General features: G+C 37.2%; 20 protein-coding genes and 1 other annotated feature. Of the genes, 13 read left to right on the plus strand and 7 right to left on the minus strand.

Annotated elements, in window-relative coordinates; all coding sequences use genetic code 11:
- Nucleotides 1–27: 27 nt before the first annotated feature.
- Nucleotides 28–275, minus strand: a binding site (T-box leader).
- A 160-nt stretch (nucleotides 276–435) separates the two neighbouring features.
- From BMMGA3_RS02730 to BMMGA3_RS02745, 4 genes are all read right to left on the minus strand, one after another.
- Entirely contained in the window at nucleotides 436–1,170 is a 735-nt protein-coding gene (locus BMMGA3_RS02730; RefSeq protein ID WP_003348018.1) for an exonuclease domain-containing protein, read from the minus strand.
- Nucleotide 1,171: 1 nt separating this feature from the next.
- Nucleotides 1,172–2,137, minus strand: a complete 966-nt coding sequence (locus BMMGA3_RS02735) for a DUF294 nucleotidyltransferase-like domain-containing protein (protein WP_003348016.1) — start codon at nucleotides 2,135–2,137, stop codon at nucleotides 1,172–1,174.
- 216 nt (nucleotides 2,138–2,353) lie between these two features.
- Complete coding sequence (locus tag BMMGA3_RS02740; protein WP_003348014.1) at nucleotides 2,354–3,613, minus strand: ammonium transporter; 1,260 nt, start codon at nucleotides 3,611–3,613, stop codon at nucleotides 2,354–2,356.
- A 238-nt stretch (nucleotides 3,614–3,851) separates the two neighbouring features.
- Entirely contained in the window at nucleotides 3,852–4,427 is a 576-nt protein-coding gene (locus BMMGA3_RS02745) for a CBO0543 family protein (RefSeq protein WP_003348012.1), read from the minus strand.
- A gap of 310 nt (nucleotides 4,428–4,737) precedes the next feature.
- Here BMMGA3_RS02745 and BMMGA3_RS02750 point away from each other — a divergent pair, with 310 nt between their 5' ends.
- Both BMMGA3_RS02750 and BMMGA3_RS02755 read left to right on the plus strand, forming a co-directional pair.
- Nucleotides 4,738–5,595, plus strand: a complete 858-nt coding sequence (locus BMMGA3_RS02750; RefSeq protein ID WP_003348010.1) for a LiaG family protein — start codon at nucleotides 4,738–4,740, stop codon at nucleotides 5,593–5,595.
- 175 nt (nucleotides 5,596–5,770) lie between these two features.
- Nucleotides 5,771–6,832: a lactonase family protein gene (locus BMMGA3_RS02755; protein WP_038502014.1), complete on the plus strand. Its 1,062-nt coding sequence runs from the start codon at nucleotides 5,771–5,773 to the stop codon at nucleotides 6,830–6,832.
- A gap of 110 nt (nucleotides 6,833–6,942) precedes the next feature.
- Here the strand turns inward: BMMGA3_RS02755 and BMMGA3_RS02760 are convergent, their stop codons facing one another.
- Both BMMGA3_RS02760 and BMMGA3_RS02765 read right to left on the minus strand, forming a co-directional pair.
- On the minus strand, nucleotides 6,943–8,598 hold the full coding sequence (locus BMMGA3_RS02760; protein ID WP_003348006.1) for a glutamine--tRNA ligase/YqeY domain fusion protein: 1,656 nt from the start codon (nucleotides 8,596–8,598) through the stop codon (nucleotides 6,943–6,945).
- 136 nt (nucleotides 8,599–8,734) lie between these two features.
- On the minus strand, nucleotides 8,735–9,949 hold the full coding sequence (locus BMMGA3_RS02765; RefSeq protein ID WP_003348005.1) for an MFS transporter: 1,215 nt from the start codon (nucleotides 9,947–9,949) through the stop codon (nucleotides 8,735–8,737).
- A gap of 292 nt (nucleotides 9,950–10,241) precedes the next feature.
- Here BMMGA3_RS02765 and BMMGA3_RS02770 point away from each other — a divergent pair, with 292 nt between their 5' ends.
- From BMMGA3_RS02770 to BMMGA3_RS02805, 8 genes are all read left to right on the plus strand, one after another.
- Entirely contained in the window at nucleotides 10,242–11,258 is a 1,017-nt protein-coding gene (locus BMMGA3_RS02770) for a protein kinase family protein (protein WP_003348003.1), read from the plus strand.
- A 39-nt stretch (nucleotides 11,259–11,297) separates the two neighbouring features.
- Nucleotides 11,298–12,392: a glycosyltransferase family 4 protein gene (locus BMMGA3_RS02775; RefSeq protein WP_003348002.1), complete on the plus strand. Its 1,095-nt coding sequence runs from the start codon at nucleotides 11,298–11,300 to the stop codon at nucleotides 12,390–12,392.
- Nucleotides 12,389–13,177 carry a HipA family kinase gene (locus tag BMMGA3_RS02780; RefSeq protein ID WP_003348001.1) on the plus strand — a complete coding sequence of 263 codons (789 nt, stop codon included), beginning with the start codon at nucleotides 12,389–12,391 and terminating at the stop codon, nucleotides 13,175–13,177. The genes BMMGA3_RS02775 and BMMGA3_RS02780 overlap by 4 nt, the downstream gene beginning before the upstream one ends.
- A 265-nt stretch (nucleotides 13,178–13,442) precedes the next feature.
- On the plus strand, nucleotides 13,443–14,267 hold the full coding sequence (locus BMMGA3_RS02785; protein WP_003348000.1) for a basic amino acid ABC transporter substrate-binding protein: 825 nt from the start codon (nucleotides 13,443–13,445) through the stop codon (nucleotides 14,265–14,267).
- 75 nt (nucleotides 14,268–14,342) lie between these two features.
- Nucleotides 14,343–14,999 (plus strand): amino acid ABC transporter permease, encoded by a 657-nt coding sequence (locus BMMGA3_RS02790; protein WP_003347999.1) that lies wholly within the window; start codon nucleotides 14,343–14,345, stop codon nucleotides 14,997–14,999.
- Between the two features lie 390 nt (nucleotides 15,000–15,389).
- A complete protein-coding gene (locus tag BMMGA3_RS02795) occupies nucleotides 15,390–18,140 on the plus strand; it encodes a dynamin family protein (RefSeq protein ID WP_003347998.1) in 2,751 nt (916 codons plus the stop codon).
- Nucleotides 18,141–18,296: 156 nt separating this feature from the next.
- A complete protein-coding gene (locus tag BMMGA3_RS02800) occupies nucleotides 18,297–19,055 on the plus strand; it encodes a threonine/serine exporter family protein (RefSeq protein WP_003347997.1) in 759 nt (252 codons plus the stop codon).
- A gap of 18 nt (nucleotides 19,056–19,073) precedes the next feature.
- Nucleotides 19,074–19,514 carry a threonine/serine exporter family protein gene (locus BMMGA3_RS02805; RefSeq protein WP_003347995.1) on the plus strand — a complete coding sequence of 147 codons (441 nt, stop codon included), beginning with the start codon at nucleotides 19,074–19,076 and terminating at the stop codon, nucleotides 19,512–19,514.
- A 78-nt stretch (nucleotides 19,515–19,592) separates the two neighbouring features.
- On the opposite strand, the gene BMMGA3_RS02810 is transcribed toward BMMGA3_RS02805, so the two are convergent.
- Nucleotides 19,593–20,336 (minus strand): AraC family transcriptional regulator, encoded by a 744-nt coding sequence (locus tag BMMGA3_RS02810; protein WP_003347994.1) that lies wholly within the window; start codon nucleotides 20,334–20,336, stop codon nucleotides 19,593–19,595.
- A gap of 116 nt (nucleotides 20,337–20,452) precedes the next feature.
- Here BMMGA3_RS02810 and BMMGA3_RS02815 point away from each other — a divergent pair, with 116 nt between their 5' ends.
- From BMMGA3_RS02815 to BMMGA3_RS02825, 3 genes are all read left to right on the plus strand, one after another.
- Complete coding sequence (locus BMMGA3_RS02815; protein WP_003347993.1) at nucleotides 20,453–21,691, plus strand: extracellular solute-binding protein; 1,239 nt, start codon at nucleotides 20,453–20,455, stop codon at nucleotides 21,689–21,691.
- 115 nt (nucleotides 21,692–21,806) lie between these two features.
- Nucleotides 21,807–23,021, plus strand: a complete 1,215-nt coding sequence (locus BMMGA3_RS02820; RefSeq protein ID WP_003347992.1) for a carbohydrate ABC transporter permease — start codon at nucleotides 21,807–21,809, stop codon at nucleotides 23,019–23,021.
- Nucleotides 23,022–23,033: 12 nt separating this feature from the next.
- Complete coding sequence (locus BMMGA3_RS02825; protein WP_003347989.1) at nucleotides 23,034–23,867, plus strand: carbohydrate ABC transporter permease; 834 nt, start codon at nucleotides 23,034–23,036, stop codon at nucleotides 23,865–23,867.
- Nucleotides 23,868–23,873 lie beyond the last annotated feature (6 nt).

Raw genomic sequence — 23,873 nt, forward strand, 5'->3', positions numbered from 1 at the left:
GTTTAAAATAAAAAACCCGTCCCAAAATGTAGGGACGAGTTTGCGCTCGCGTTACCACCCTAATTCCGCAGCTTTCAAAACTAACCTGCAGCTCTCAGTCAACGTAAAATTATACGTGGTCCATCATAACGGCGGACAATCCGTCAAAGCTTACTGAATTTCAGCTTTGAATCTCAGAGATGACCTTCGGACAAGACCTGGACGCCGGCTTTCACCAAATACCGACTCTCTGTAGAACAGGGATCTTATCTTACTCTTCTCGTCATTGATTTTTATTATTTAAAAATAATTTAGCAGGGGAAAACTGAAATGTCAATATTTTTTGATAGTTTAAATAATTCGGTATAATTAACCGGTCCGCAGAGGAATCCACAAACTGAATAGAGCGAGCAATAGCTTGAATATTATAGTAGAAATAAGAAAATTGCCCCTCCATTACTTTAATATTGCGAGATGCTCATACACTTCACGTAAATTCTTAAAGCCCATTATTTGCGCCTTTTTTAGATAGTAACTCCAGATCTGTGCGGTCATTTGTGCATCTCCGAGGGCATTGTGGCGATTTTTAACTTCTACGCCACAATGCAGACAAATTTCTTCCAATGGCAGCGATTTGATCAACGGATTTGTAAGGCGGATTAAAAAGGATGTATCAATAATACGGTGTTCAAAATTTGTACGCATTAAATCTCTGGTTAATTTCTGCATAAAAGACTTTTCATGTTTTGCATGATGAGCAACAAGTATTCGGCTGTTAATAAATCTAAAAAATTGAATAAGAACTTCGGAAGCGGCCGGTGCCTCACTTAGTTGCTCATCTGTAATTTTGGTTAAGGAAGATATTTTTTTTGAAAGGGGAATATTGGATTTTACAAGAGAATAAAAAGTTTGTTCATCTTCGATTTTGGAGCCGGTCATTTTTACAGCCCCAATTGAGATAATTTGATCTCCTTTATCAGGAAAAAATCCAGTTGTTTCAAGATCAAATACGACAACTTCTAAATCTTTAAGAGGAGAGTCCATGTAGTTTTTTTCTTTCATTTCTTTTTGAAGCTGTCTTATGAAAGAAATGTGATGCGGATTTGATTGTCCTTGAACGCCTGCATAAATATTTGAACCGAGTTTTCCGGACATTTGCCTGAAAAATTGAATCATATCGTTAAAGCCCATTTCAAACTTCCTTCCCTGCCAACTTTCTCATCTCTTGATAAAGTTGGGTACCAATTTTGATGATATTTTTCATTTCTCTCTTTTGTTCCTTTGACAGCTTTTCAACCGCTAGAAAATGACTGGATTTATAGTCGGAATGATTACAAAATTTCAGGCGATAGTGTAATAATTTTATAAACTGTTCTTCATATATTTTCTTGTTGGGAAGTACGATTTCGGAAAGATTGTGCAGCCTGGAGAGTGTCGATGTTGCCATAATGTTTTCTTTTATGGCTAAAAGGCGTATTGAATTTACATAAGGAATTAAGGCTGTTTCTTTCAAATTTAGCATTCCGGAATATATTCCGTGAGTCTCTACTAAAAATTGTCCAAAAACTCCTATGCCTCTTTTTAGATGCATTGTGTTATTAAGCATTCTAGTTAATAGATTGTCTTTTTGACTTGAGTAATAGATGACTTTTCTTAGCTGGTCAATATATGTACGCACGCCGTATAAGGATCGGCCATCAATAAAAATTAATAAATGGCGGATCGATTCCCATGATGATTCAGCGATCCAGTCCGTTAATTGCTGCTTCCATTCCAGTAGAGATTTACACCATAAAGGATTGCTTGCCATCACGTCTCCGTCACAATAAGCATAACCGGCTTGAAAAAGTCCTTCCGATATCTCTTTTCCTAACGTTAAGAAGAATTCTTTTGCTTTTTGGGTGTTTTCATCGTAGATGATCCCATGATCCTGATCACTCCAAATGCCCTGTTCGAAGCGGCCTGCGCTTCCCATAACAAAAAATGAAAATGGAGAAGGGGTGGGCCCGAGCATTTTATTTACACGGCTAATCGATATCTTTACAACCTGATGCATGATGTAATCATGGAGGTGATTTAGCTCAAAATGGTCGTGAGATACATTTCTTTTTTGTTGATTCAGGATGTCTCTTATCTCAGAGTAGCAATCGTTACTCATGGTTGCTCGGCCCCCTTCTTTAGCTAAAATCTAAAAAACGGTCATCAAAGCTGACTCAGAAGGGTCTGACTTCCTCCAAAAATGAAAATATATAGAATTGTTTTATTACTGTTTGTCTATATATTATTTGGAGGGGCCGGCCCCTTTACTTTACAGCCAGCTCCGAACCGCCTTAAGGAAATTTAATACATACTTTTCATCCGTAAAGATAGTTAGTTATGCATTAAGCTTTTGTCCAGGACGAAGTAATTCAGGATATCCGTAGCTTCCGTGTTCACTCATATCTAAGCCGATAATTTCTTCTTCTTCGGTTACTCGAAGCCCTTTCATCACGACTTTCATTACGAATAAAATAGCAAAGGAAACAAAGAATGCATAGGCGCCTGATGTAAAAACTCCCAGTGCTTGAACCCCGAGCTGTTCTAATCCTCCGCCATAAAACAGTCCTGGTTTTCCGACTGTTGCTAATTCTTTGGTTGCAAAAAATCCTGTCGATAGCGTTCCCCAAACACCGGCCGTCCCATGGACTGACAGAGCGAAAATCGGGTCATCAATTTGTCTTCTTTCAAAGAATCGAATACTGTAGAAAACGAGAATACCAGCCACAAAACCAATGACAACGGCTGCCCATGTTTCGACAAAAGCACAAGAAGCGGTGATTGCAACTAAACCAGCTAATGCGCCGTTTAGCATCATTGGCACGTCTGCTTTACCATTTACAATCCATGAGATGATCATAGCTGCGACGGTTCCTGCAGCGGCTGCAAGGTTTGTATTAACTGCTACAAAACCGAAGAATGCTTTGTCGACTGATAACGTACTACCGGCATTAAATCCAAACCAGCCTACCCATAAAAGCAGAACACTTAATGCTGTAAATACCTGGTTGTGGCCTTCAAGATTATTAGCGGAGCCGTCTTTATTGAATTTTCCAATCCGTGGTTTTAATAAAATCGTTGCTGCAAGTGCTGCCATGGCTCCTGTTAAGTGTACAACTGTTGAACCTGCAAAATCCTGTTTGCCATGCTCTGCCAGCCATCCGCCGCCCCAAATCCAGTGAGCAATTGGAGGATAAACAAAGATTGAAAATAATACTGAGAAAACGAGATATGCAGATAATTTTGCCCGTTCAGCGAACCCTCCAAAAGCAATTGTTAGTGAGATTCCCGCAAAGGCCAGCTGGAATAAAAAGAATACGGCGCCGGAAAGTGATAAGCTTTTTACATCATATCCAGAATAAAAGAAATCTGAGAACCCAATAAGTGCGTTTCCTTTACCAAAGATTAATCCGTAACCGACAGCCCAAAAGACGAGTGATCCAATACTAAATGTAAGTATGGTTTTCCCGGCAATATGGCCTGCATTTTTCATTCGTGTCGAGCCGGTTTCTAGCAGGATAAACCCCCCAATCATTAAAATGACGAGAACAGCACCTACCATTACCCAAAGACTGTTCATTAGAAATGCAGTATTCATCATTTCGCTCCTTTCACATTTATGTAAAGTTTTGTTACATTAATTGTTATAGATATTGTTACATGCGATTGAATTTTATGCCATTAATTTGTTAGATAATCTGACAAATTTTTTGGTTTAATAATGAATTATCCTTTTCTAATATAAAAACCTGGTTCCATATAGGAATCCAGGTTTTTGATATTGCTCGCTGATCATCTGCTCACATTTGTATTTGGCTCATAATAGGCAAATGCTGTCATACTGCTTTTGATCTTTCTTCAAAATAAATAAAAATATTTGCAATAAATTTAGAAACCAATGCTGCTATTAAATAAACTAAGAGGATTTGAAAATAATTTGTTCCTTTGCCCAATTGCAACAGTCCTAATGCAGCCATTAATGGTACGTAAACAAATGAAAAGACAAAACAAAGCACGATAATGTATAAGTAATAATTTCGTTTATGATTTAGAGTCCATTGGTAAACCAACATGTATGCAACCGGTATTAATGAAATATCGATAACCATACCTGTTGGAAAAAATGGAAAAATTTTATATGGATAAAACCATAACACTTTGGAAACTCCCAAGAGATCCATATAATTAATCCATACATGTATATTAAAACCATAAAAACCTAACAACAATGCTTTTCTTTTGTCTATCAGAAAATAAAGCACGATTAAAGGAATGATTAAAAAACCGAGGTTTACCCAAAATTGCCAGTGTCCAAAGCTAGAATATTGATGCCAATAATCTAACCATGCGTTTGTTTGATCGAGTTGTATTTGTTTTAAATGTTCAATTTTGGCTTTTTGTTCAATATTCATGACGTACTCCTTGTGTAATTTCGTTAATTAAAGTTTCCAATTTAATGCAATTTATAATACATTTTAAGAAAATTTTTGAATATTGCTCCTTGTAATAATATGGTCTGTACAAACTCTTGCTAGTTGGCAAGCTATACCGGAGAATCAGCAGAATCCTTAAGTATAAGTTTCAGGTCTTATTTATAAATACATTTCAGGGCCTATTTTGAAATATTTGGACTTAATGTAAAGTTAGATTTAGAAAAACAAGTCGTTAAAAGATCAATCCACTTTTGTATAACATAACAATTTATCGAAAAGAGGAAAAAGGATGAAACGAATTTTAATTATTTTTTTTATTATTTTTAGCATTTATCTTCTATTTTTTGATCCTGCTTTCTTCCAATTGTTTCCTTTTATGAATCATGCCAATCAAGTAGAGATAACGAATAAAATTGAGAAGATTAAAATTGTGGTAAATGATGTCAGCACTAAAATTATTCCGGAAAACCGAAAAGATTTAAAAGCGGATTTAAACGGAAAAGCAAAATTAAGTGTTAAGCGCAGCGGGGAAGAAGTAGAGGTGACGGTGAAAAAGATTGGGTTTGGCAGGTTTTTATTTCATGACAAAACAAATCTAAATATTTATATCCCTAAAGATTATGAGCGAAAAATGGATATCGATGTAGGTTCTGGGAATTTAGAATTCTCCGGAGGCTCAAAAACCGAACGAATGAAATTAAGAAATTTATCACTGGACCTAGGTTCTGGAAACATGAAACTTAAGAATTTAGATATCAAAGACTTTAGATATGATGGAGCGTCAGGTAATGGCGAGATTTATTCACTTGCAGTCCAGTCAGGCTCTATTGATATCAGTTCGGGAAGTTTGCTTGTAAAAGACTATAATGGAGGTCTTGGAGCTGAGATATCATCTGGATATCTTGAAGCCCAAATGGATAAATTAACAGATTTTATGGATATAGAAGTAGGTTCCGGTGAGGTTAATCTTGATCTTCCAGATAATGCTGGATTTACTTTACATGGAAAGGTAAGAAGCGGTAATATTTCATGCGATTTTCCACTGAAAGACAAGAAGAGGGATAAAAGTAATATAAATGGAATTCACGGAAATGGAGAACACCAAGTGAATTTAAAAGTATCAAGCGGAAATATCAATATTTATTAAAGGTTAAAGATCGATTGGATCGTTTTCTTTTTTATATTAAAGCCGGTATGTGTTATGATTTATCTTTTGTAATTCTTCCGTTTAAACCAGTAATCTCAACAATGAATTCTTTGTTTTTTTCCAATAAATGATACAATAAAACCATAAATTATTTTATAAAAAAGGAGGTAAGACAATGTCGCACAATCGTACGTTTATCGGTTATGTTGGTACTTATACAAAAGGGGAAAGCAAAGGGATTTATTCTTTTACATTGGATACGGAAAATGCAAAACTCAGCAACGTAAAAGTAGCGGCAAATTTAGAAAATCCTACGTATTTAACCATTAGTAAAGATAATCAATATCTTTACTCCGTTGCCAAGGAAGGGGAGTCAGGAGGTGCAGCGGCATTTACTATAAATAGTAAGACTGGGGAACTTACAAAATTAAACAGCCAGGTATCGAAAGGAGCGCCGCCTTGCCATATAAGTGTTGACAGTGAAAAAAGTATAGTAGTCACAGCAAATTACCACAAAGGAACTGTTGAATCATTTCAAATCAATAAAGAAAATGGTTCACTAAACCCAGTTTTATCAACAATTCAACATGAAGGCTCAGGTCCAAATAAAGAAAGACAGGAAAAACCTCATACACATTTCGCAGGATTTACTCCTGATGAAAATTATGTCATAGCAGTGGATTTAGGAATTGATAAACTTTTTACATATGAAATAAGGAATGGTGAGTTAAAAGAAAAGAATTCCTTGTCAGTAAAGCCGGGAAGCGGACCAAGACACATAGCCTTTCATCCAAACGGCAAATATGCTTATGTGATGACAGAATTGAGTTCAGAAGTCATTGCTTTGGCATATCATGAGGAAGATGGCAGCTTTACTGAGCTTCAATATATATCGACAATTCCGGAAGACTTTAGCGAAAATAATCAGGGCAGTGCAATTCATATTTCTTCAGATGGCCGTTTTGTATACGCGGGAAATCGGGGACATGACAGTATTGCTGTTTTCAATGTGAATCAAGACACAGGTGAGCTTAGTTTTGTTGAACATACCTCGACTGAAGGATCTTGGCCGCGTGATTTTGTCCTTGATCCTACTGAAAAATTTGTAATTGCTTCTAACCAGGAGTCCGGAAATCTTGTGTTATTTTTACGAGACGAGTCAACAGGAAAGCTCAAACTATTGCAGTCTGACGTCAAAGTGCCAGATCCTGTATGTGTTAAGTTCTTGCATGTATAATGGATTGTCTATAAAAAAACCTAAACCTTTATCGTGAAAAGGTTTAGGTTTTTTTATTTGCCTAGTTTAAGCGTCTGTCAGAGTTGAACAAGCCGCTTACGGATTTCTTATTACAGTTTAAATGAGCTCTTTAAGGAAACAATTCGGTTAAACACAGGTTTTTCTTTTGTTGAGAGTTTTGGATCTACACTGAAATAGCCATGTCGGAAGAATTGGAATTTGTCATATGGCTTTACATCCTTCATATTTGGTTCAATAAAGCCTTGAACAATTTCCAATGAGTTTGGATTTACGCAATCAAGAAATGTTTTTTCCTCATTTTCTTTTTCGTTTTCATCTGCATCGTTAATGAGCGGCTCATATAACCTGAATTCAGCCGGAATGGCATGTTTTGCATCAACCCAGTGAATGGTGCCTTTTACTTTCCGCCCGGTAAAGCCGGATCCGCTTTTGGTTTCTGGATCATATGTGCACCGAAGTTCAATGACTTCGCCGTTTTCGTCTTTAATGACTTCTTCACACTTAATGAAGTACGCGTGTTTTAAACGGACTTCATTGCCAGGAAACAGTCGGAAATATTTTTTTGGCGGGTTTTCCATAAAGTCGTCCCGTTCAATATAGATCTCTCTCGAAAAAGGAATTTGGCGTATGCCCATTTCCGGATTTTCCGGATTTATTTCCGCATCGAGCATCTCTACTTGATCTTCAGGATAATTTGTAATCACGACTTTTAACGGCCGCAGTACTGCCATTGTCCGCGGAGCTTTTAATTTTAAGTCTTCTCTTACAAAGTGTTCAAGCATGGCTGCATCCACGATTCCTGAACTTTTTGAAACACCGGTTTCTTTTACAAACTCGCGGATTGCCTCAGGTGTATAGCCTCTTCTTCTAAGACCAGAAATAGTCGGCATGCGAGGGTCGTCCCAGCCATCAACATACCCTTCTTCTACAAGTTGTTTCAATTTGCGTTTACTCATGACTGTGTTAGAAATGTTTAAACGGCCGAACTCAATTTGCTGCGGCTGGTTTTCCATTTCGCACTCTCTGATCACCCATTCATAAAGAGGCCGGTGGTCCTCAAATTCTGTCGTGCACAGGGAGTGGGTAACTCCTTCGATTGCATCTTCAATCGGGTGAGCGAAGTCGTACATCGGATAAATGCACCATTTGTCACCTGTGTTGTGGTGTGTAGCATGGTAAATTCGGTATAAAACAGGATCGCGCATGTTAATATTTGGGGAAGCCATGTCAATTTTTGCACGAAGTACTTTGCTCCCGTCTTCAAATTCACCGTTCCGCATTCGTTCGAACAAATCAAGGTTTTCTTCTACAGATCGGTTGCGGTACGGGCTTTCTTTTCCAGGCTCAGTCAGCGTTCCGCGGTATTCGCGGATTTGTTCAGGTGTTAAGTCATCGACATACGCTTTTCCTTTTTTAATCAAAAGCACTGCCCGGTTGTACATTTCCTCAAAGTAGTCAGACGCAAATCGCAGCTCATCCCATTCGTAGCCAAGCCATTTGACATCTTCTTTGATGGCATCTACATACTCTTGGTCTTCTTTCAATGGGTTTGTATCATCAAAACGCAAGTTTGTTTTTCCGTTGAATTCATCTGCTAGCCCAAAGTTGATAACAATGGACTTGGCATGTCCGATATGGAGGTATCCATTTGGCTCCGGAGGGAAACGGGTAATAATTTCCTTATGCTTACCTGTCTCGAGATCCTCTTTCATAATGGTTCGGATAAAGTTTGAATTATGATCCAATCTATCTCAGCCTTTCTTTTTTTCGTATGAAGCGTTTATCTTTTATTTTAATTAATTCGAAAATAATTTTCCACCGTGCTGAATAGGAATCGTAAAAAGATTTCTTTAAAATAATAGGGAAGAAGCAGAATGAAAATTAGAAAGAATTTTTCACTACTCCTGGATGACGATGCATGGCGGCTAAAAGAATAACTCCGCTTATTAAAAGAAGCAAACTTGTTGTAAAAAATACCGAAGAAAATCCGAAGAATCCTGAAATAAATCCGCCCATCGACGGCCCGATGATATTCCCGAGGAATCTGAGGCTCGTATTATAGCCAAGTACTTCACCTTGAATGGCAACCGGGACCTCTTGGCGAATATAGGCGATTCTGACCGGGATAATTCCTCCGATTGCAACCCCAAGAGCAAACCGAATCATGACAAGCTGCCATAGACTTGTGACAAACGCCCCTGGAAAATATATAATCGCACCCATAAACAGGAGAATGACAAGAATTTTTATATAGCCATAACGGTCAGCAATTGATCCCCATTTTCTTGCCATCATTAAGTTTCCAAGACCTGCCGCCGAGAAAGCAATGCCGGAAAAGAAAGCGACGTTGGTGCTGCCGTGCAGCCCTTTAACATATAACGATAAAATCGGCTGAATACTGAAATGGGCAATCTGGACAAGCGCCGAGATTAGCAAAACTGTTAATAAGACCGGATTCCGGACGATCTGGAGGATTACTTCCTTACTAGAATAATCCGTTTTTGTTCCTTCTTTGATATCGATCTTGTACTCCTTAGCAGCAAGAACGAGCAAAGCAGAGATAAAAATAGAAACAGACATCCATTTGAAAGTTGTAGCGTAACCAAATGAATCAGCCAATACCCCGCCTAGCAAAGGTCCTAACAGCGAGCCGGTAATGCTTCCGGTTTGCAGCGTTCCAAGGACTTTGCCAGCAATCTCTTTCGGTGTTTGTGTTGAAATGAAAGCCTGTGACATCGAAACAAATCCTGTAAAAATCCCCATAAACAAACGCAAGATAAACAATTCCAAAACAGAGTCTGCAAATCCCATGAGGAAAATAGACAAAGCCATTCCCAATCCTGAGAAAACAAGGATCTTCTTACGTCCAATCCGGTCGCCAATTCTTCCCCAAACCGGAGAAAAAATAAAAGCAGTCACAAACGTGATTCCAAACGTTAATCCTGACCAATGCTGCACATACTTTTCAGAAAAGTTCCCGAACGTTTCTATATATAAGGAAATAAACGGGAGCACCATCGTCATGCTGCCGCCGACAAAAAAATTGGCAAACCACATGATTATCAAATTGCGTCTTGCAGCACTATGTAGATCCATTTGAACCAACACTTCTTTCTTGTTCCAATAAATTATTTCGATTACCTAAATATAAGGATAACAAAATTTTTTGAAATTTGAAGGAAAAAGCACTTTATTAGCCTATGGATTGTAAAAAAATTTATGAAATATGGACAAACACCGTTTCAGATTTAACAGAATTTACATCTATATAAATAGACGAATTTAACGAAAGAGCCAGTTCGTGAAGTTTTCGACTGTGAAAATTTTGGGGGAGACCTATTTGTCAGGCGAGCGATATTTTTGAAAAATCAAATAGGAGTTGGAACAAATGGAAATAAAGTGCAAAGAAATTGCGCGAGAAGTAAAGAAAATTCGTGTCCGGAAGTTTGAGGATAAGGATGTTGAAGTTGAAAATACATCTTTACTTGAGATGATTGGAAAAGGGAGGCAGGGGGCCGTTTTTAAAATCAATGAACAGGCATGTATGAAAGTGTACGGCGAGGTTGAAGATTGCGCCCGTGAATATTACGCACTTTCTTTAGGAAAGAATACCGACCTTCTGCCAAAAGTGTACTGCAAAGGGAAAAATTTTATTGTGATGGAAATGGTATATGGAGTGGACCTGAGGGAGTATTTGCAGTCAAATCCGCTAACAAAGGAACTGTCTTATAAATTGATTCAAATGCTTATTACTTTTCAAAAGATCGGCTATGAACGGATTGATCATCATAAGAGGCAAATTTATCTTCAGGAAGACGGTTCTTTAAAAGTAATTGATGTTGGAAGAACTGTTTGGCGCAATCGGACATATCCGTATCCAAGAAAATTATTGCAAAGTCTCGGAACGGAATATAAAGCCTTGTTTTTGGAACATGTCAAGGAATTAGCACCGGAGCTGTATGATGAATGGCAGCATTATATGCATTTAGAAGAGATCTCAAGGCAGGTATATCAAAAACTTCAAGAAAAACAAAAAATTGATTTTGATACACTAAGAAAACAAACAGAAACCCTTTTAACAACATCAGATTCCAAGTTGCATTACAAAAAGCTTCTTGGTTTGGTACGTAAGGTCGTGAAAGAAGAAAGGGTGAGAGAGAGGATGAAATTACAAAAAAACAGCAATGAACTAAAACTGAAATATGATAAAAAAGAACAAAAAATGAAAAAGGAAAGAAAAGAACGAAAAATGAAAAATCATGAGAAAGACCTAACTGAAACTCGGGAAGATAAAAGTTTTGAAACAAATCAGAAGCCAAAGGAAAAAAAAGAAAGAGTGAAAATCTATATAGAAGATAGTGTGAAAGAACATTCCAATTACGCCCGGATATACAACAAAAAATGATCGAGAAAAGAACTAGTCAGAAAGGAAGTAAAGTGGAAGATGAAGATTTTAGTTATTTGGCGACTGTTGACAGTTGGCGGAGTGAATGCCGGCTGGAGAAACCGGGCCGTCTATTTTAAAAAGCATGGAATCACGACAGAATTCCTTTACTGTAAGGACCTTGGCGGAATGCATATGGTAAAGGATATTGCGCCTGTATATTTGACGAAAGACAAAAAGGAAATTCACCGCATTATTAAAGAAAACCATTATGACGCAATTATCGTTGTCGATACAAGCCAGGCCTATAAATGGCTGGATGAGGCTGATTTTGAAGGTCCAATTATTATTGAAGCGCGCACTCCGGAAATTGTGAAATTAAAGCGGAACTTGAAAGGGAAGGAAAGGATTACACCACAAAAATTCATTGTTCCTTCCAAATACCAAAAGAGAGTTTTATCTATCTTAGTTGATCAGCCAACCCCTATTGAAGTGATTTACAATGGTGTAGATACATCTTTTTTTCGGCCAAAAGCAATAAATGAAATCAAACTTGATTCAGTTTCTTCAATTCCGGCCAATAAAAAAATAGTGGCATATATCGGGAGATTGGATGCCCGAAAAAATTGGCGAATGCTTCTGAAAATCGCTAATCTTGTAAAGATGGAAAGAGAGGATATCGAATTTTGGATTATAGGGGGAGCCAACAGTGTAGACCGGGATCTTTTCGAAGAGGAATGGAAGAAACAGGAGCTAACAGATATTATAAAATGGTTTCCGACCATCCCTTATCAGGAAATGCCAAATGTTTATGCAAAAATTAAGGAATCAGGAGGCTGCACTATCGCGACCACTAGAGCAGAATCATTTGGAAATACATTTATTGAGGCGATGGCATGTGGAGTGCCGGTCATTGCACCGGACGTTTCATCTATACCTGAAATTGTAGTGCACGGTAAAACAGGCTACTTGTATCGTGAAGGGCATGTAAGAGGTGCGGCTAATCAAATTTATGAGATCATTGATCGTCCACAAGTTTACGGGAAACTGTCAAGGGCTGCTAGAAATCGTGTCAAAAAAATGTTCTCCCTTTCTGCTTGCGCCGAAAAATATATAGAGCTGCTTCGGGAAGTCACGAAAGGGGATGACACATGAACCCTGTTAATTACATTCATCTTTTTGAAAGCAAAACAAACAATGCTCATTTGATTACTTTTGATAATGGTGTGGATTATGTTGTAAAGCTTTATAAAGCAAAAGAAGATAAAGCTCTGATTAATGAATGGTTTGCTTACTGTATTGCCCGTTTTATGGGGCTGCCGGTTCCGTATTCATATTTGGTAGAAATGCCTGAAATGTTCATTGAAACGATACCGAATATTAAGGATCTTCAATACACATCCATGCAATTCGCTAGCAAATATATAAATGATAGTGTAAATGCACATGAAGCAAACATCCAAAATATTATCAATCATTGCGACCTTGCAAAAATCATCGTATTTGATTATTGGTTATGCAATACAGATCGAACAAGGAAAAATGTGCTGTTGCAAGAAAAAACACCTGGGAGCTATTATCTATGGGTAATCGATCATGCAGAAATTCTCAGTTCATTTTGCTGGACGACGAATGATCTCGAGCATCTTCCCCAAAAAATTATAAAAAGTGCAACCCATGAAATGATGGCTAAATATATCACGGATGAAAAAGAACTAAAGCAACAAGTCAAAATAATCCAATCAATTCCCACGCAGCTTCTTGAAGAAATCCTTTCGTTTGTACCTAATGATTGGAATATATCGGATGAAGAAAAATGTGAATTAATAAAAACTCTAAATTTCAGGCGGTATAAAATTCTTCCATTGTTAATCGGTAAATTTATTAAAAGAGTATATCGTCCAATTCACAGTCCAAGCCCTAACGATAGAAAAACTTAAACTCTATTCATCTTAATAGAGTTTAGGTTTTTTTTGGAATGTATAATTTTATTATCTTAATTATTATTCATTTTTAAGAATTTTCCTATTTTTTTAAAGGGAAATTTACGCTTTAAAATTATCGTTCTATAAAGTTTTTTCTTTCGTCATATTGCATGAATACCCTTTCAAAGGTATAATTATTTCATGTCAAAATATGCGGAAAATTTAAAACATGGAATTCTTTTTTCGTTAAAATTTATTTAAATTAAAAGGGGGTCAAAAGATGAAAAAGTTTTCGATTCTTACGTTCTTTTTAATTCTTTCTCTTATTTTATCAGCTTGCGGTACAAGCCAGTCTGACAAGGAAAAAAATACCACCAGCAGTTCGGGAAATGAAAAGAAAAAATTGAAAGTTGCCACTGATGCGAACTATGCACCTTTTGAATATATGGATAAAGGTGAAATTGTCGGTTTTGATGTTGATTTTGTAAAGGCGGTGGCAAAAGAAGCAGGATATGATGTTGATATTGTGAACGTAGGATGGGATCCTTTATTTGTTGAAATTAAGGACAAAATCTCTGACTTAGGGATGTCTGCTATTACCATTAATGATGAACGTAAACAAACGTATGATTTTTCTGTTCCTTACTTTTTATCGACCAACAAGATTTTAGTTCCTAAAGGCAGTGATATTAAAAGTGCAGCTGATTTGAAAGATAAAGTAGTAGCTGTTCAAAACGGCACGACAGGACAGGAAGCGATAGAAAAGCTTCTTGGTAAAAATAACAAAAATATCAAGAAATTTGAAAATAACAATCTGGCAATCATGGAATTGACTAGCGGCGGAGCTGATGCAGTGGTGGCTGATAATACAGTAGTAGAAGAATATGCGAAAAATAACCCTGACAAAAAGCTGGTCGTAATAGAAGATGAAAACAGTTTTGCAAAAGAATATTACGGTCTAATGTTCCCGAAAGGCAGCAAACTCAAAGCCGAATTTGATGCTGCAATTAACAAAATCTTTGAAAATGGTACTTATGCAAAAATTTATAAAAAATGGTTTGGTACAGAGCCTGATATAGAAACTTTGAAAAAACAGCAGCAATAATTTCTAACTGAAAAATTGCGTAACCATCGTTTGAATAGTGTTACGCAATTTTCGGTTTAATAGGGGGATTCATCAATGGATTTTCGACTAGATATTTTAATTGATTATGCTCCCTTTTTTTGGAAGGGGACGTTGCTGACAATTGGCTTGTCGATAGCAGGGATATTGATTGGAACGGTTTTAGGATTACTTATTGGACTAGGAAAAATGGTTAGAAATAAGTTTATAGCTTTTCCGTTTGAATGCTATATTACGTTTTTTCGGGGCACGCCTCTTTTTGTTCAAATTTTGATTATTCATTTTGGTGTTGTTCCGCTGTTTAATGGAGAAACGAACGGAATTATTGCTACTATTATCGCCCTTTCATTAAATTCTGCAGCCTATATTGCTGAAATATTCCGGGCTGGAATCCAATCCATTGACAAGGGGCAAATGGAAGCGGCCCGTTCCTTAGGAATGAGCCATGTTCAAGCAATGAGATTTGCTATTTTACCTCAGGCATTTAAACGAATGATCCCACCGCTTGGAAACGAGTTTGTTGTCCTTATTAAAGAATCTTCCCTTGCGGCCATTGTTGCAGCTCCGGAACTAATGTACTGGGCTCGTGCCATGCAAGGACAGTATTATCGTGTGTGGGAACCTTTGCTTACTGCAGCACTAATATATTTGGTGTTGACACTAACTTTAAGCTTCTTGTTAAGTCTTCTTGAAAGAAGGTTGGCTACAGAATAGTTCGAGTGAAAAATTTATGATAATCGATTTAGAAATAAAGAAGTTATCGCGGTTAAATCAAAAAATCGCGTTAAAGAAAAACAATTAAAGTAAAATGAAAAGCAATCGAAGTTAAACGAAAGAATTCGTGATTGACCGATTTCGGCACGATTTGAAGCTGCACAAATCTCAGAGATTGTGCAGTTTTTTTACATTTTAAATCAATCAATTACATATTTTAGCTGAAATTTTACACCATGACAAAAATTTGTATTATAAATGAAAGCAACTTGAAACTTTTTGCAAAAGTATGTCTGCTAGAATAATATGGATAGATACAGGAAAGTTAAAATATTAATAGAATACGATATGTAAGAGATATTGATTAAATATATAGGTCGGGGGATAAACATGACGTTAGAGAATCAACTGATCAATAAAACATTTTATGAAACATTTATGGAAGCGGATGAAAAAAATCCAGTTCGTGTGCTCGGAGAAGCTTTCCTTGCCGGGCATAAAGATGAGACAGTGGATCTTTCTGCGATCCGTTTTGCCCAAGGGGAAGTATATTTTCATAACAAAGATTATGAAGCAGCTATTTTCAAATGGGAAAACACTCATAATGATTTAGAACCGTGGGCAAAGAAAAATATTGCGGATTGTTATTATGAACTTGGGCAATTATCGACAGCTGAAGAAATTTATAAATCGATTGATACGGAAAGCAGTGTTCTACAATCTGAAGCTATACTGCAATTATTTTCACTTTATATAGACCAAGGCAGGCTTGAAAAAGCTGATCAAGTAATTAAAAAAGCAGTTTCCTTTAATCCGGACTATCCGAATGTTACTGACATTGCCCGTGCCTTTTTCGAAAAACACAAGGATTGGAAGAGCGCAATTGAACTGGCCGTAAATGAAGCGATCCGAACCGAGTCTCATCACTGGTTTGATATTTTAAAAACTTATGCAGAACAAGGATTAACAAAAACTTTTGCGCCTCATTATTTTTCAAAATGCTTAGTCGTTTTATATGAAGTGGATAAGGCAAGATTTGAACAGATGGTTTTGGCATTATGGAATAGTTACAGAACGGAGAGTTCATATTTTTCATGGCTTAGGGAATTTAATCACCTTTTCTTAAATCTGGATGCAAACCGGGAGCAATCTTGGAAAGAGCTGTCAGCACTTTATCAGGAAACTTATTTTGAATTGATTGATGGAAAGTACTTAATGAGAGAACTGGCGGAGATTATACCAAACCTTTTAACAAATTGGATCAAAATTGCCGATCGTTCTTATGCTTTATTTGCTTCTGCAGCGGTATTGGCTTGGAGTGAGAAGTTTCCATCCAGTATGAGTACAGAAGTTATTAATGATGCTGAAAATCTTATTTTCCATTCCCGTAATGAGACTGACGGTTTGGAATATAGCCTCACTTTATTCGATTCCATCGTAAAATGGGCAGAAGCGCAACATGTAGAACCAGGTCACCGCTTCAAATGGATCATCCGAGAATTGCTTGATTTTCAAACACATCATTTATTTGTAGCAGGATCTTCTGGAAATGGAAAGTCTGCTTTTATCAATTCGGTCCTCGGAGAAAATATCCTAACTGCTCCGACATCATCCGTCATTGTATTTAAGGGCCATGACGAGACAGAGATTAGAAAAATATCTGATACAGTATTAACGGCTGTTTCAAGTTTCCATGAGTTTCAGGAGTTAGTTGAGAGACGACAAAATAAAGCTTTTGACAATGCGATTTTCGAGTTTTCCCTTCCGTCGCCAATTTTGCAGGAAAACAGGCTTGCTCTTATTGATACGCCGGGATTTAACGGTCGCAATCGGATTGAAAGTGAAGCGTTGAAATATCTGCATTTCGCCGACAGTTTATTATTTGTTCTTGATGCAAACGATCCTTTTACCGAAAAAGAACAAGAAATCTTAATGCAAATTAGGGAATACGCACCTAATCTTCCAATTCATTTTCTAATCAATAAAATCGATGAAATTTATGATGAACATGAAGCCTCCAGGATTGTTGATGACACTCGTTCGAGAGTTCGGGCATTTCTTCCGCAGGCTCATGTGTTTGCTTATTCATCCCAATTAAGAAGCAGAAAACAACAAAATGACCTGGCAGAGTTTTTGAAAAATTTGAACCGACAAATTACAGAAGATGATCGAATTGAAAAAATGTTAATTTTTATTCGGAAATTAATCAGTCATTTATTGGATAAACGGGCAGAAATGGAAAACAGCCTAGCTGAATCGATTAAATGGAATGAAGAAATGGCCACAAAACTAAGTGGAGCAATCAATCAATTAACTGATTTGGAAAAAGAGAAAGCACGAATTATTACGAGAACGTTCCGTAAAGTTATGGAGGAAATCAGTTCAGATCTAATGGAAAATATTCCAAAAATTTTACGAGACAGTTCGGATATGATTAAAGAAGACAGTGATTTCCGTAAAATTCATCTTGAATTGAATGATGAGATGAACCGGAGAGTGCATGCTTATGTAAATGATAAAGTCTTGCCTAAGTTTTACCGTTCACTTCAGGAATGGATATTAACGGCAAATGATGAATTAAATTACTGCCAATCTTTTCTGGATGAAATAAGCGAAGGGTTTAATGCGATGTACGGGGAAGAACGGCTTAAGCTGAATTGCGATTTTAAAGTGCTTGATGACTGGCGCCGGGATGCAGACCGGATGACAAGCGGTGTACAAATTGATAAGGTGAATATTTTTCTCCGCCGCACCCCGTATCAAATATTATTAAAAGGTGCAGGCAGGTTGTTGGGAGCATTTCCGCAAAACAATGCGATATTGTATAACAAATACAAGCAGTTTGTTGAAAATGAGGATTATTTTGATGTTACCAAATCAATTATAAGCAAGTTGCTTATGCAATTTGAATTGTTTGAAAAATCACTGGAACGGGATATTTCGATTTTCTTCAGAAACCCGTTTGCCGTATTGAATCAACTGGTAGAAGAAACCCAAAAGGAAATCAAGGAAAAAGAAGAAGAGCTGGAGAAAATGAGAGCCAATCCGGAAACGTACCGCGATCCTTTAACACTTTTTGAAGTAAAACTCCGCCAATATGAGTGGATCATGATTTCCGCAAAAGGAGTTCTTCAAGTCTAAAGAGAATTATTAGAAGACGAATCGGTCCAATGAGGCCGATTTTTTTTGATATGAAAATGTTTTAAAACGATGAAACATATCAGTTACATTGCTAACACTGGCAAATTTCATTAAACTGTATTGCATAAAGGCTTATATAGTTGGAGCGAATTTAGAATGGAAAATCAAACGAGAAATCAATATAAAGTAATGGAGCTTTGTCTTTTGGCTGGAAAAATTATGCTTCAGAGCGGAGCAGAAACGTATCGGGTTGAAGATACAATGATGAGAATTGCTTCTTCTTTTGGCATTCAAGAATCCCACAGTTACGTAACACCGACAGGGATTATTTTTTCAATTGAAGGGGAACCGCCAAAAACAAAACTCATTAGAGTGACTGAAAGAACGACTGACTTGGTAAAAGTAGCCAAGGTTAATAGCATATCAAGAAAAATTAGCAGCGAGGAATTAACGCTTGATGAGGCATATGAATCTCTGAAAAAAATTGAATTCTCCAGCCATTATTATCCTTTTTGGATGCAAGTAGTCGCTGCCGCTGTTGCAAGCGGCTGTTTTTTAATTATGTTTAAAGGAGAATGGCGGGACTTTATTCCTGCTATGTTTGCCGGCGGCTTTGGTTTGATAAGTGTCACATATTTTCATCGAATTGTACCGATTAAATTTTTCGCTGAATTTCTCGCTGCATTTATTATCGGTTTGCTGTCTTTTCTGTTTATAAAAATGGGGTTTGGATTTCAGCTTGATAAAATTATTATTGGTTCAGTCATGCCTCTCGTTCCGGGTCTTTTGATCACGAATGCTGTCAGAGATTTAATGGCAGGCCACTTAGTTTCCGGCTTGTCAAAAGGAGCCGAAGCGTTTTTAACCGCTTTTGCAATAGGGTCAGGAATAGCGGTTGTTTTATCATTTATGTAGAAATGGAGAGGAGGCAAAATGGTTATTATCGAACAGCTAGTTACTAGTTTTATTGCTTCTGCGGGCTTTGGAATTATCTTTAATGCTCCAAAACGATCTCTTGTAAAATGTGGCCTTATCGGTATGAGTGGTTGGATCATTTATTTTTTAATAGAAGCCAGTGGTTTTGATCCGGCAGCAGCAACTTTGGCCGCATCGTTTTTCATTGCGGTGATCAGCCAGGTTTTCGCAAAAATTTATAAGACACCGATCATTATTTTCAGTGTAGCCGGAATTATTCCATTAGTACCTGGTGGAATGGCATATGATGCAATGAGAAATTTCGTTGAAAATGATTATAATACTGCCATCACTCTCGTTGCAAAGGCTACGATGATTTCCGGTTCAATTGCTATGGGGCTTATGTTTTCCGAAGTAATAAACCAGTTGATAAGGAAATTGAAGCTGAAATATGATTAAGAGTGGTTTATGCAAGAACAGAGTGAAGCAGGAATCAAAACGATTCCTGCTTTTTACCTTGTATAAAGCATCTTCCTTTTATAACTCCTGCTTTAGCTCCCTGAACTCCTTTGGTGTCATGCCGTTATACTTTTTAAAAAGGGATGTGTAATAGCTCTGATTACAAAACTTAAATAATAGAGCGATATCGGATATGGATGTATCGGTATGAATTAAAAAATATTTGGATTCTTCGATTCGTTTTTTGTTAATGAAGTTTGTAATGGAAATGCCGACTTCTTTCTTAAATTGGCTTGAAAGATAACTTGGATGAACGAAAACATGTTGAGCAATAATGTTAAGGGACAGCTCCTGTAAAATGTTTTCGTATATATATGAGATAGCCATGCGTACTGTGCGGCTGTAATTAATACCAGCACCTTTGTCTTTTACTGTTTTAATAAAGTGATAGAGCATTTCATATTCAAGTTCATTTAATATTTCTATATTGTTATGCTTTTCAAGTTCCATTATATAAGTATCACTTAAGTGAAAAGCTGTTTCCGGATCAATGCCGCCTTTAATAATGGCTCTAGTGAAAAGGGTGCACATGGCTATTAAAGAATTTTTTCTCGATCGAACGGGATCTGTCGCTAATGTTGCCCCTTCTAGCTTATTAATTTCTAATAAAATTTCTTGTGCTCTTTTTTCATCCGCTCGAGCGATTGCATCCATTAGCTGCTGCTCCAGATTGAATGGGGGATGAAAATAGTTCCTTTCTTGGTTTTGCACTCTTGATAACAAAAATTGTTTTATAATTGCAGGATTAATTGAAGGTTTCATGAAATCCCCTCTGTATATTAAAAAATTGATAAATACTTAATAATTTTAATATAATAGTAAGCGCTTCCGTTTTATAATGCAAGTAATTCCAATAAATTTATAAAGGGGGAATTTTAATGAAAAAATGGTTTTCCATATTGCTAGTGTTGTCACTTATTGCAGGAATTATGGCAGGATGCAGCAATAATTCATCCTCTGAATCTAAGAAAGATACTGAAGGAAAAAAAATCGTATTAAAATTTGCTGCGCAAAATGATAATACCCCAGCGACAAAGAAAGTAATTGATGAGTTTAACAAAAGCCAAAATAAATATAAAGTTGAATGGGTTGAAATGACAAATGACTCTGCACAAATGCATGACCAGTTGTTAACCTCTCTTTCGAGTGGGTCTGATGAGTATGACATCCTATCCCTTGACGTTGTATGGGCAGGTGAATTTGCGGGTGCAGGATATCTTGAACCAATTGATGTTCGTATGAAAGAAGCAGGCCTTTCGAAAGACGATTTTAACAAAGGTTCTATGGCTTCCGGAAACTACGAAGGAAAGCAGTATACGCTTCCTTTCTTCCCTGACCTTGGATTGCTTTACTACCGCAAAGACATTGTAAGCCCTGAGGATGCTGCAAAATTAGAGAGCGGCAATTATACGTATGCCGATTTAGGGGCTATGGCTGAAAAATATACAGGCAAAGGCGGTACAAAATTTGGTTTTGTTTACCAATCCAAACAATATGAAGGATTAACAGTAAACGTAACAGAGTTTTCCAAGTCTTTTAAAGATCTCAAAGGCGGATTACAACAAATGTATGCTTTTACAAAAGCACCATGGGCTCCAAAGGATATTCTTAATTTTACCGAAGGGGAAACCCATACAAACTTTGAACAAGGAAATGCCGTTTTTGCACGTAACTGGCCATATCAATTCGGCCGTATCAAAGGCCAAGAAGAAGGCGTGAAAATTAAAGTCGACCAAGTAGGAATTGCTCCGCTACCTAATGGCGGCTGTGTCGGCGGATGGTTGTTAGGGATCAACAAAAAATCTAAAAATGTAGAAGGAGCTTGGGAGTTTGTTAAGTTTGTTGCTGGTAAAGAAGGACAGAAAATTATGTCAACAGTGGGAGGTTATCTTCCAGGATATAATGCGCTTCTAGAAGACAAAGATGTAATCGCTGCAAACGATATGCTCTCTTATAAAGGTTTTAAAAATGCACTTGCAAATACAATTGCACGTCCAGTATCTCCTGAGTACTCAAAAGTTTCTGATACAATTCAAATTCAGGCCCATAAATATTTGAGCACAGGTGAAGGCCTTGACAAAGCTGTACAAGAGATTCAGGCTGCAATAAGTAAATAAAATGGATAAGTGACTCTGGGCAAAGGCTCTAATTTTGGTTAGGGCCTTTTTTCCTTACGTAGTCTTGTATATACATGGACAGGGTTTCGTATTCATGAAAAGAGGTGTTCAACAGATGAAAAAGTTGGGCTTAAAAGAATACTTATTTATTCTTCCTGCAGTTCTCTTAATCGCAATATTTTCTCTCTGGCCGGTTTTTCAATCGTTTACGTACACATTTTTTGATTATCGGCTGAATGATCAGCAAAAGGCCGGCTTATATATAAGTGAACGGTTTAATGTTGATTTGTTTAATGAAACTCAAGCTTATTTAACAATGTTTCTTAAGGAAGATAAAGAGCAGATTACAGATCCCGCCCTTAAGCAAAAGATTGATAATCTGATTCATAAAATTGAAAAAAAAGCAAAAAAATTTGAAGGGAAAAAAGGCGTTCAGAAGATTAGCAAAGAAGAAAAAGAAAGCCTTCTTGCTTTATCGAAAGAAGCAAAACAAGTCGTAAAAGAAATGTCAGATAAATTTGATACGACAAATGAAAAGAATCTCCCTTTGATAGTGGGTGATATTGAAAAGAGTATAATCCCTTCCAATTTTATCGGCTTGAATGGATATAAAAAAGCGTTAACCGATGCTCGACTTGGAATGGCGCTTTGGAATACAACTGTTTTCACTTTTATATCCGTATTTTTGGAATTGATTCTTGGATTGGTACTTGCATTAATCATGAACAAAGCGATAAAAGGCCAAGGGTTGATCCGAACAACTTCTTTAATTCCATGGGCTATTCCAACGGCCGTAGCTGCGCTGATGTGGAGCTATTTGTACGATGGAAGCAGCGGGATTATCGCAAATATCTTTGAAAAGATCGGACTTGTAGAAAATTCCCTTGAACTTTTGATGTCAGAAACAGGGGCAATGGCATCGGCTATTTTGGCAGATGTATGGAAAACAACTCCTTACATGGCGCTATTATTACTTGCTGGATTGCAGAATATTTCCCGGTCAACGTACGAAGCAGCTGATATTGATGGGGCGAATGCGGTTCAAAAGTTCTTTCGAATTACGTTGCCACTTTTAAAGCCTTCTATCTTAGTCGCTTTATTATTCCGTACACTCGATGCTTTCCGTGTGTTTGATTTGATTTATGTGTTAACTGGAGGAGGGCCTGGTGGAGCAACAGAAACGTTGTCCATTTATGGCTATAAAACAATGTTCGCACAAACGAACTTCGGGTACGGTTCGGTCATAGTCATGGTTATGTTTGTAAGTGTTGCGATCATTGCGGCCATATATGTCAAAATACTTGGAGCAAATTTAATGGAGAAGAATTAAGGAGGCTGCTCTATGGATACACGAGACAGGAAGCTAAAAGTGGCGATTGGACTCTTAATTGCGATGTTTCTGTTCGCAATGTTTTTTCCATTTCTATGGGTTTTCATAACCTCCTTTAAAACCTCCGGCGAAATTTTCGGAGAAGGGGCTTTTCGGATTATTCCGGAACATCCGACGCTCGGCAACTTTGTGAAAGTCATTATGGAAAAAGGGATTCTTAATGCGGTTAAAACGAGTTTCATTGTTTCTTCAACAACAACTATTTACATTGTCATTGTCGCGACTTTCGCTGCCTATGCCATTTCTCGTTTTGATTTTAAAGGAAAAAAAATTTTACTTGGATTGATTCTCGCAGTTTCCATGTTTCCGCAAATGATTGTGGTTGGTCCGGTTTACAATTTATTTTTAGACTTAGGATTGACGAACAGTTATGCGATCATTTTTCCATATTCAACCATTACATTGCCTATGGCCGTTTGGATTTTGGTCACTCATTTTAATCAAATTCCTCTTTCACTGGAGGAATCAGCGAAAATGGACGGAGCCACTTCATTCCAGACGTTATTTAAGATCGTTTTTCCGCTCGCTGCCCCAGGTGTTTTTACAACGGCAATCATCGTATTTATATCAGCCTGGAATGAGTTCCTGCTGACCATAACGATAAACTCGAACAAAAGTTATCATACAGTTCCGGTTGCGATTTCTTTTTTAAGAACACAATTTGAAATTTTGTGGGGAGAAGTAGCGGCTGCAACTACGATTGTAACGATTCCTACCTTGTTAATCGTCCTTTTCTTCCAGAAACAAATTGTTTCCGGCTTAACTTCCGGAGGGGTAAAAGAATAATCATTT

This window comes from Bacillus methanolicus MGA3 (genome assembly GCF_000724485.1).
GTDB lineage: Bacteria > Bacillota > Bacilli > Bacillales > Cytobacillaceae > Bacillus_Z > Bacillus_Z methanolicus_A.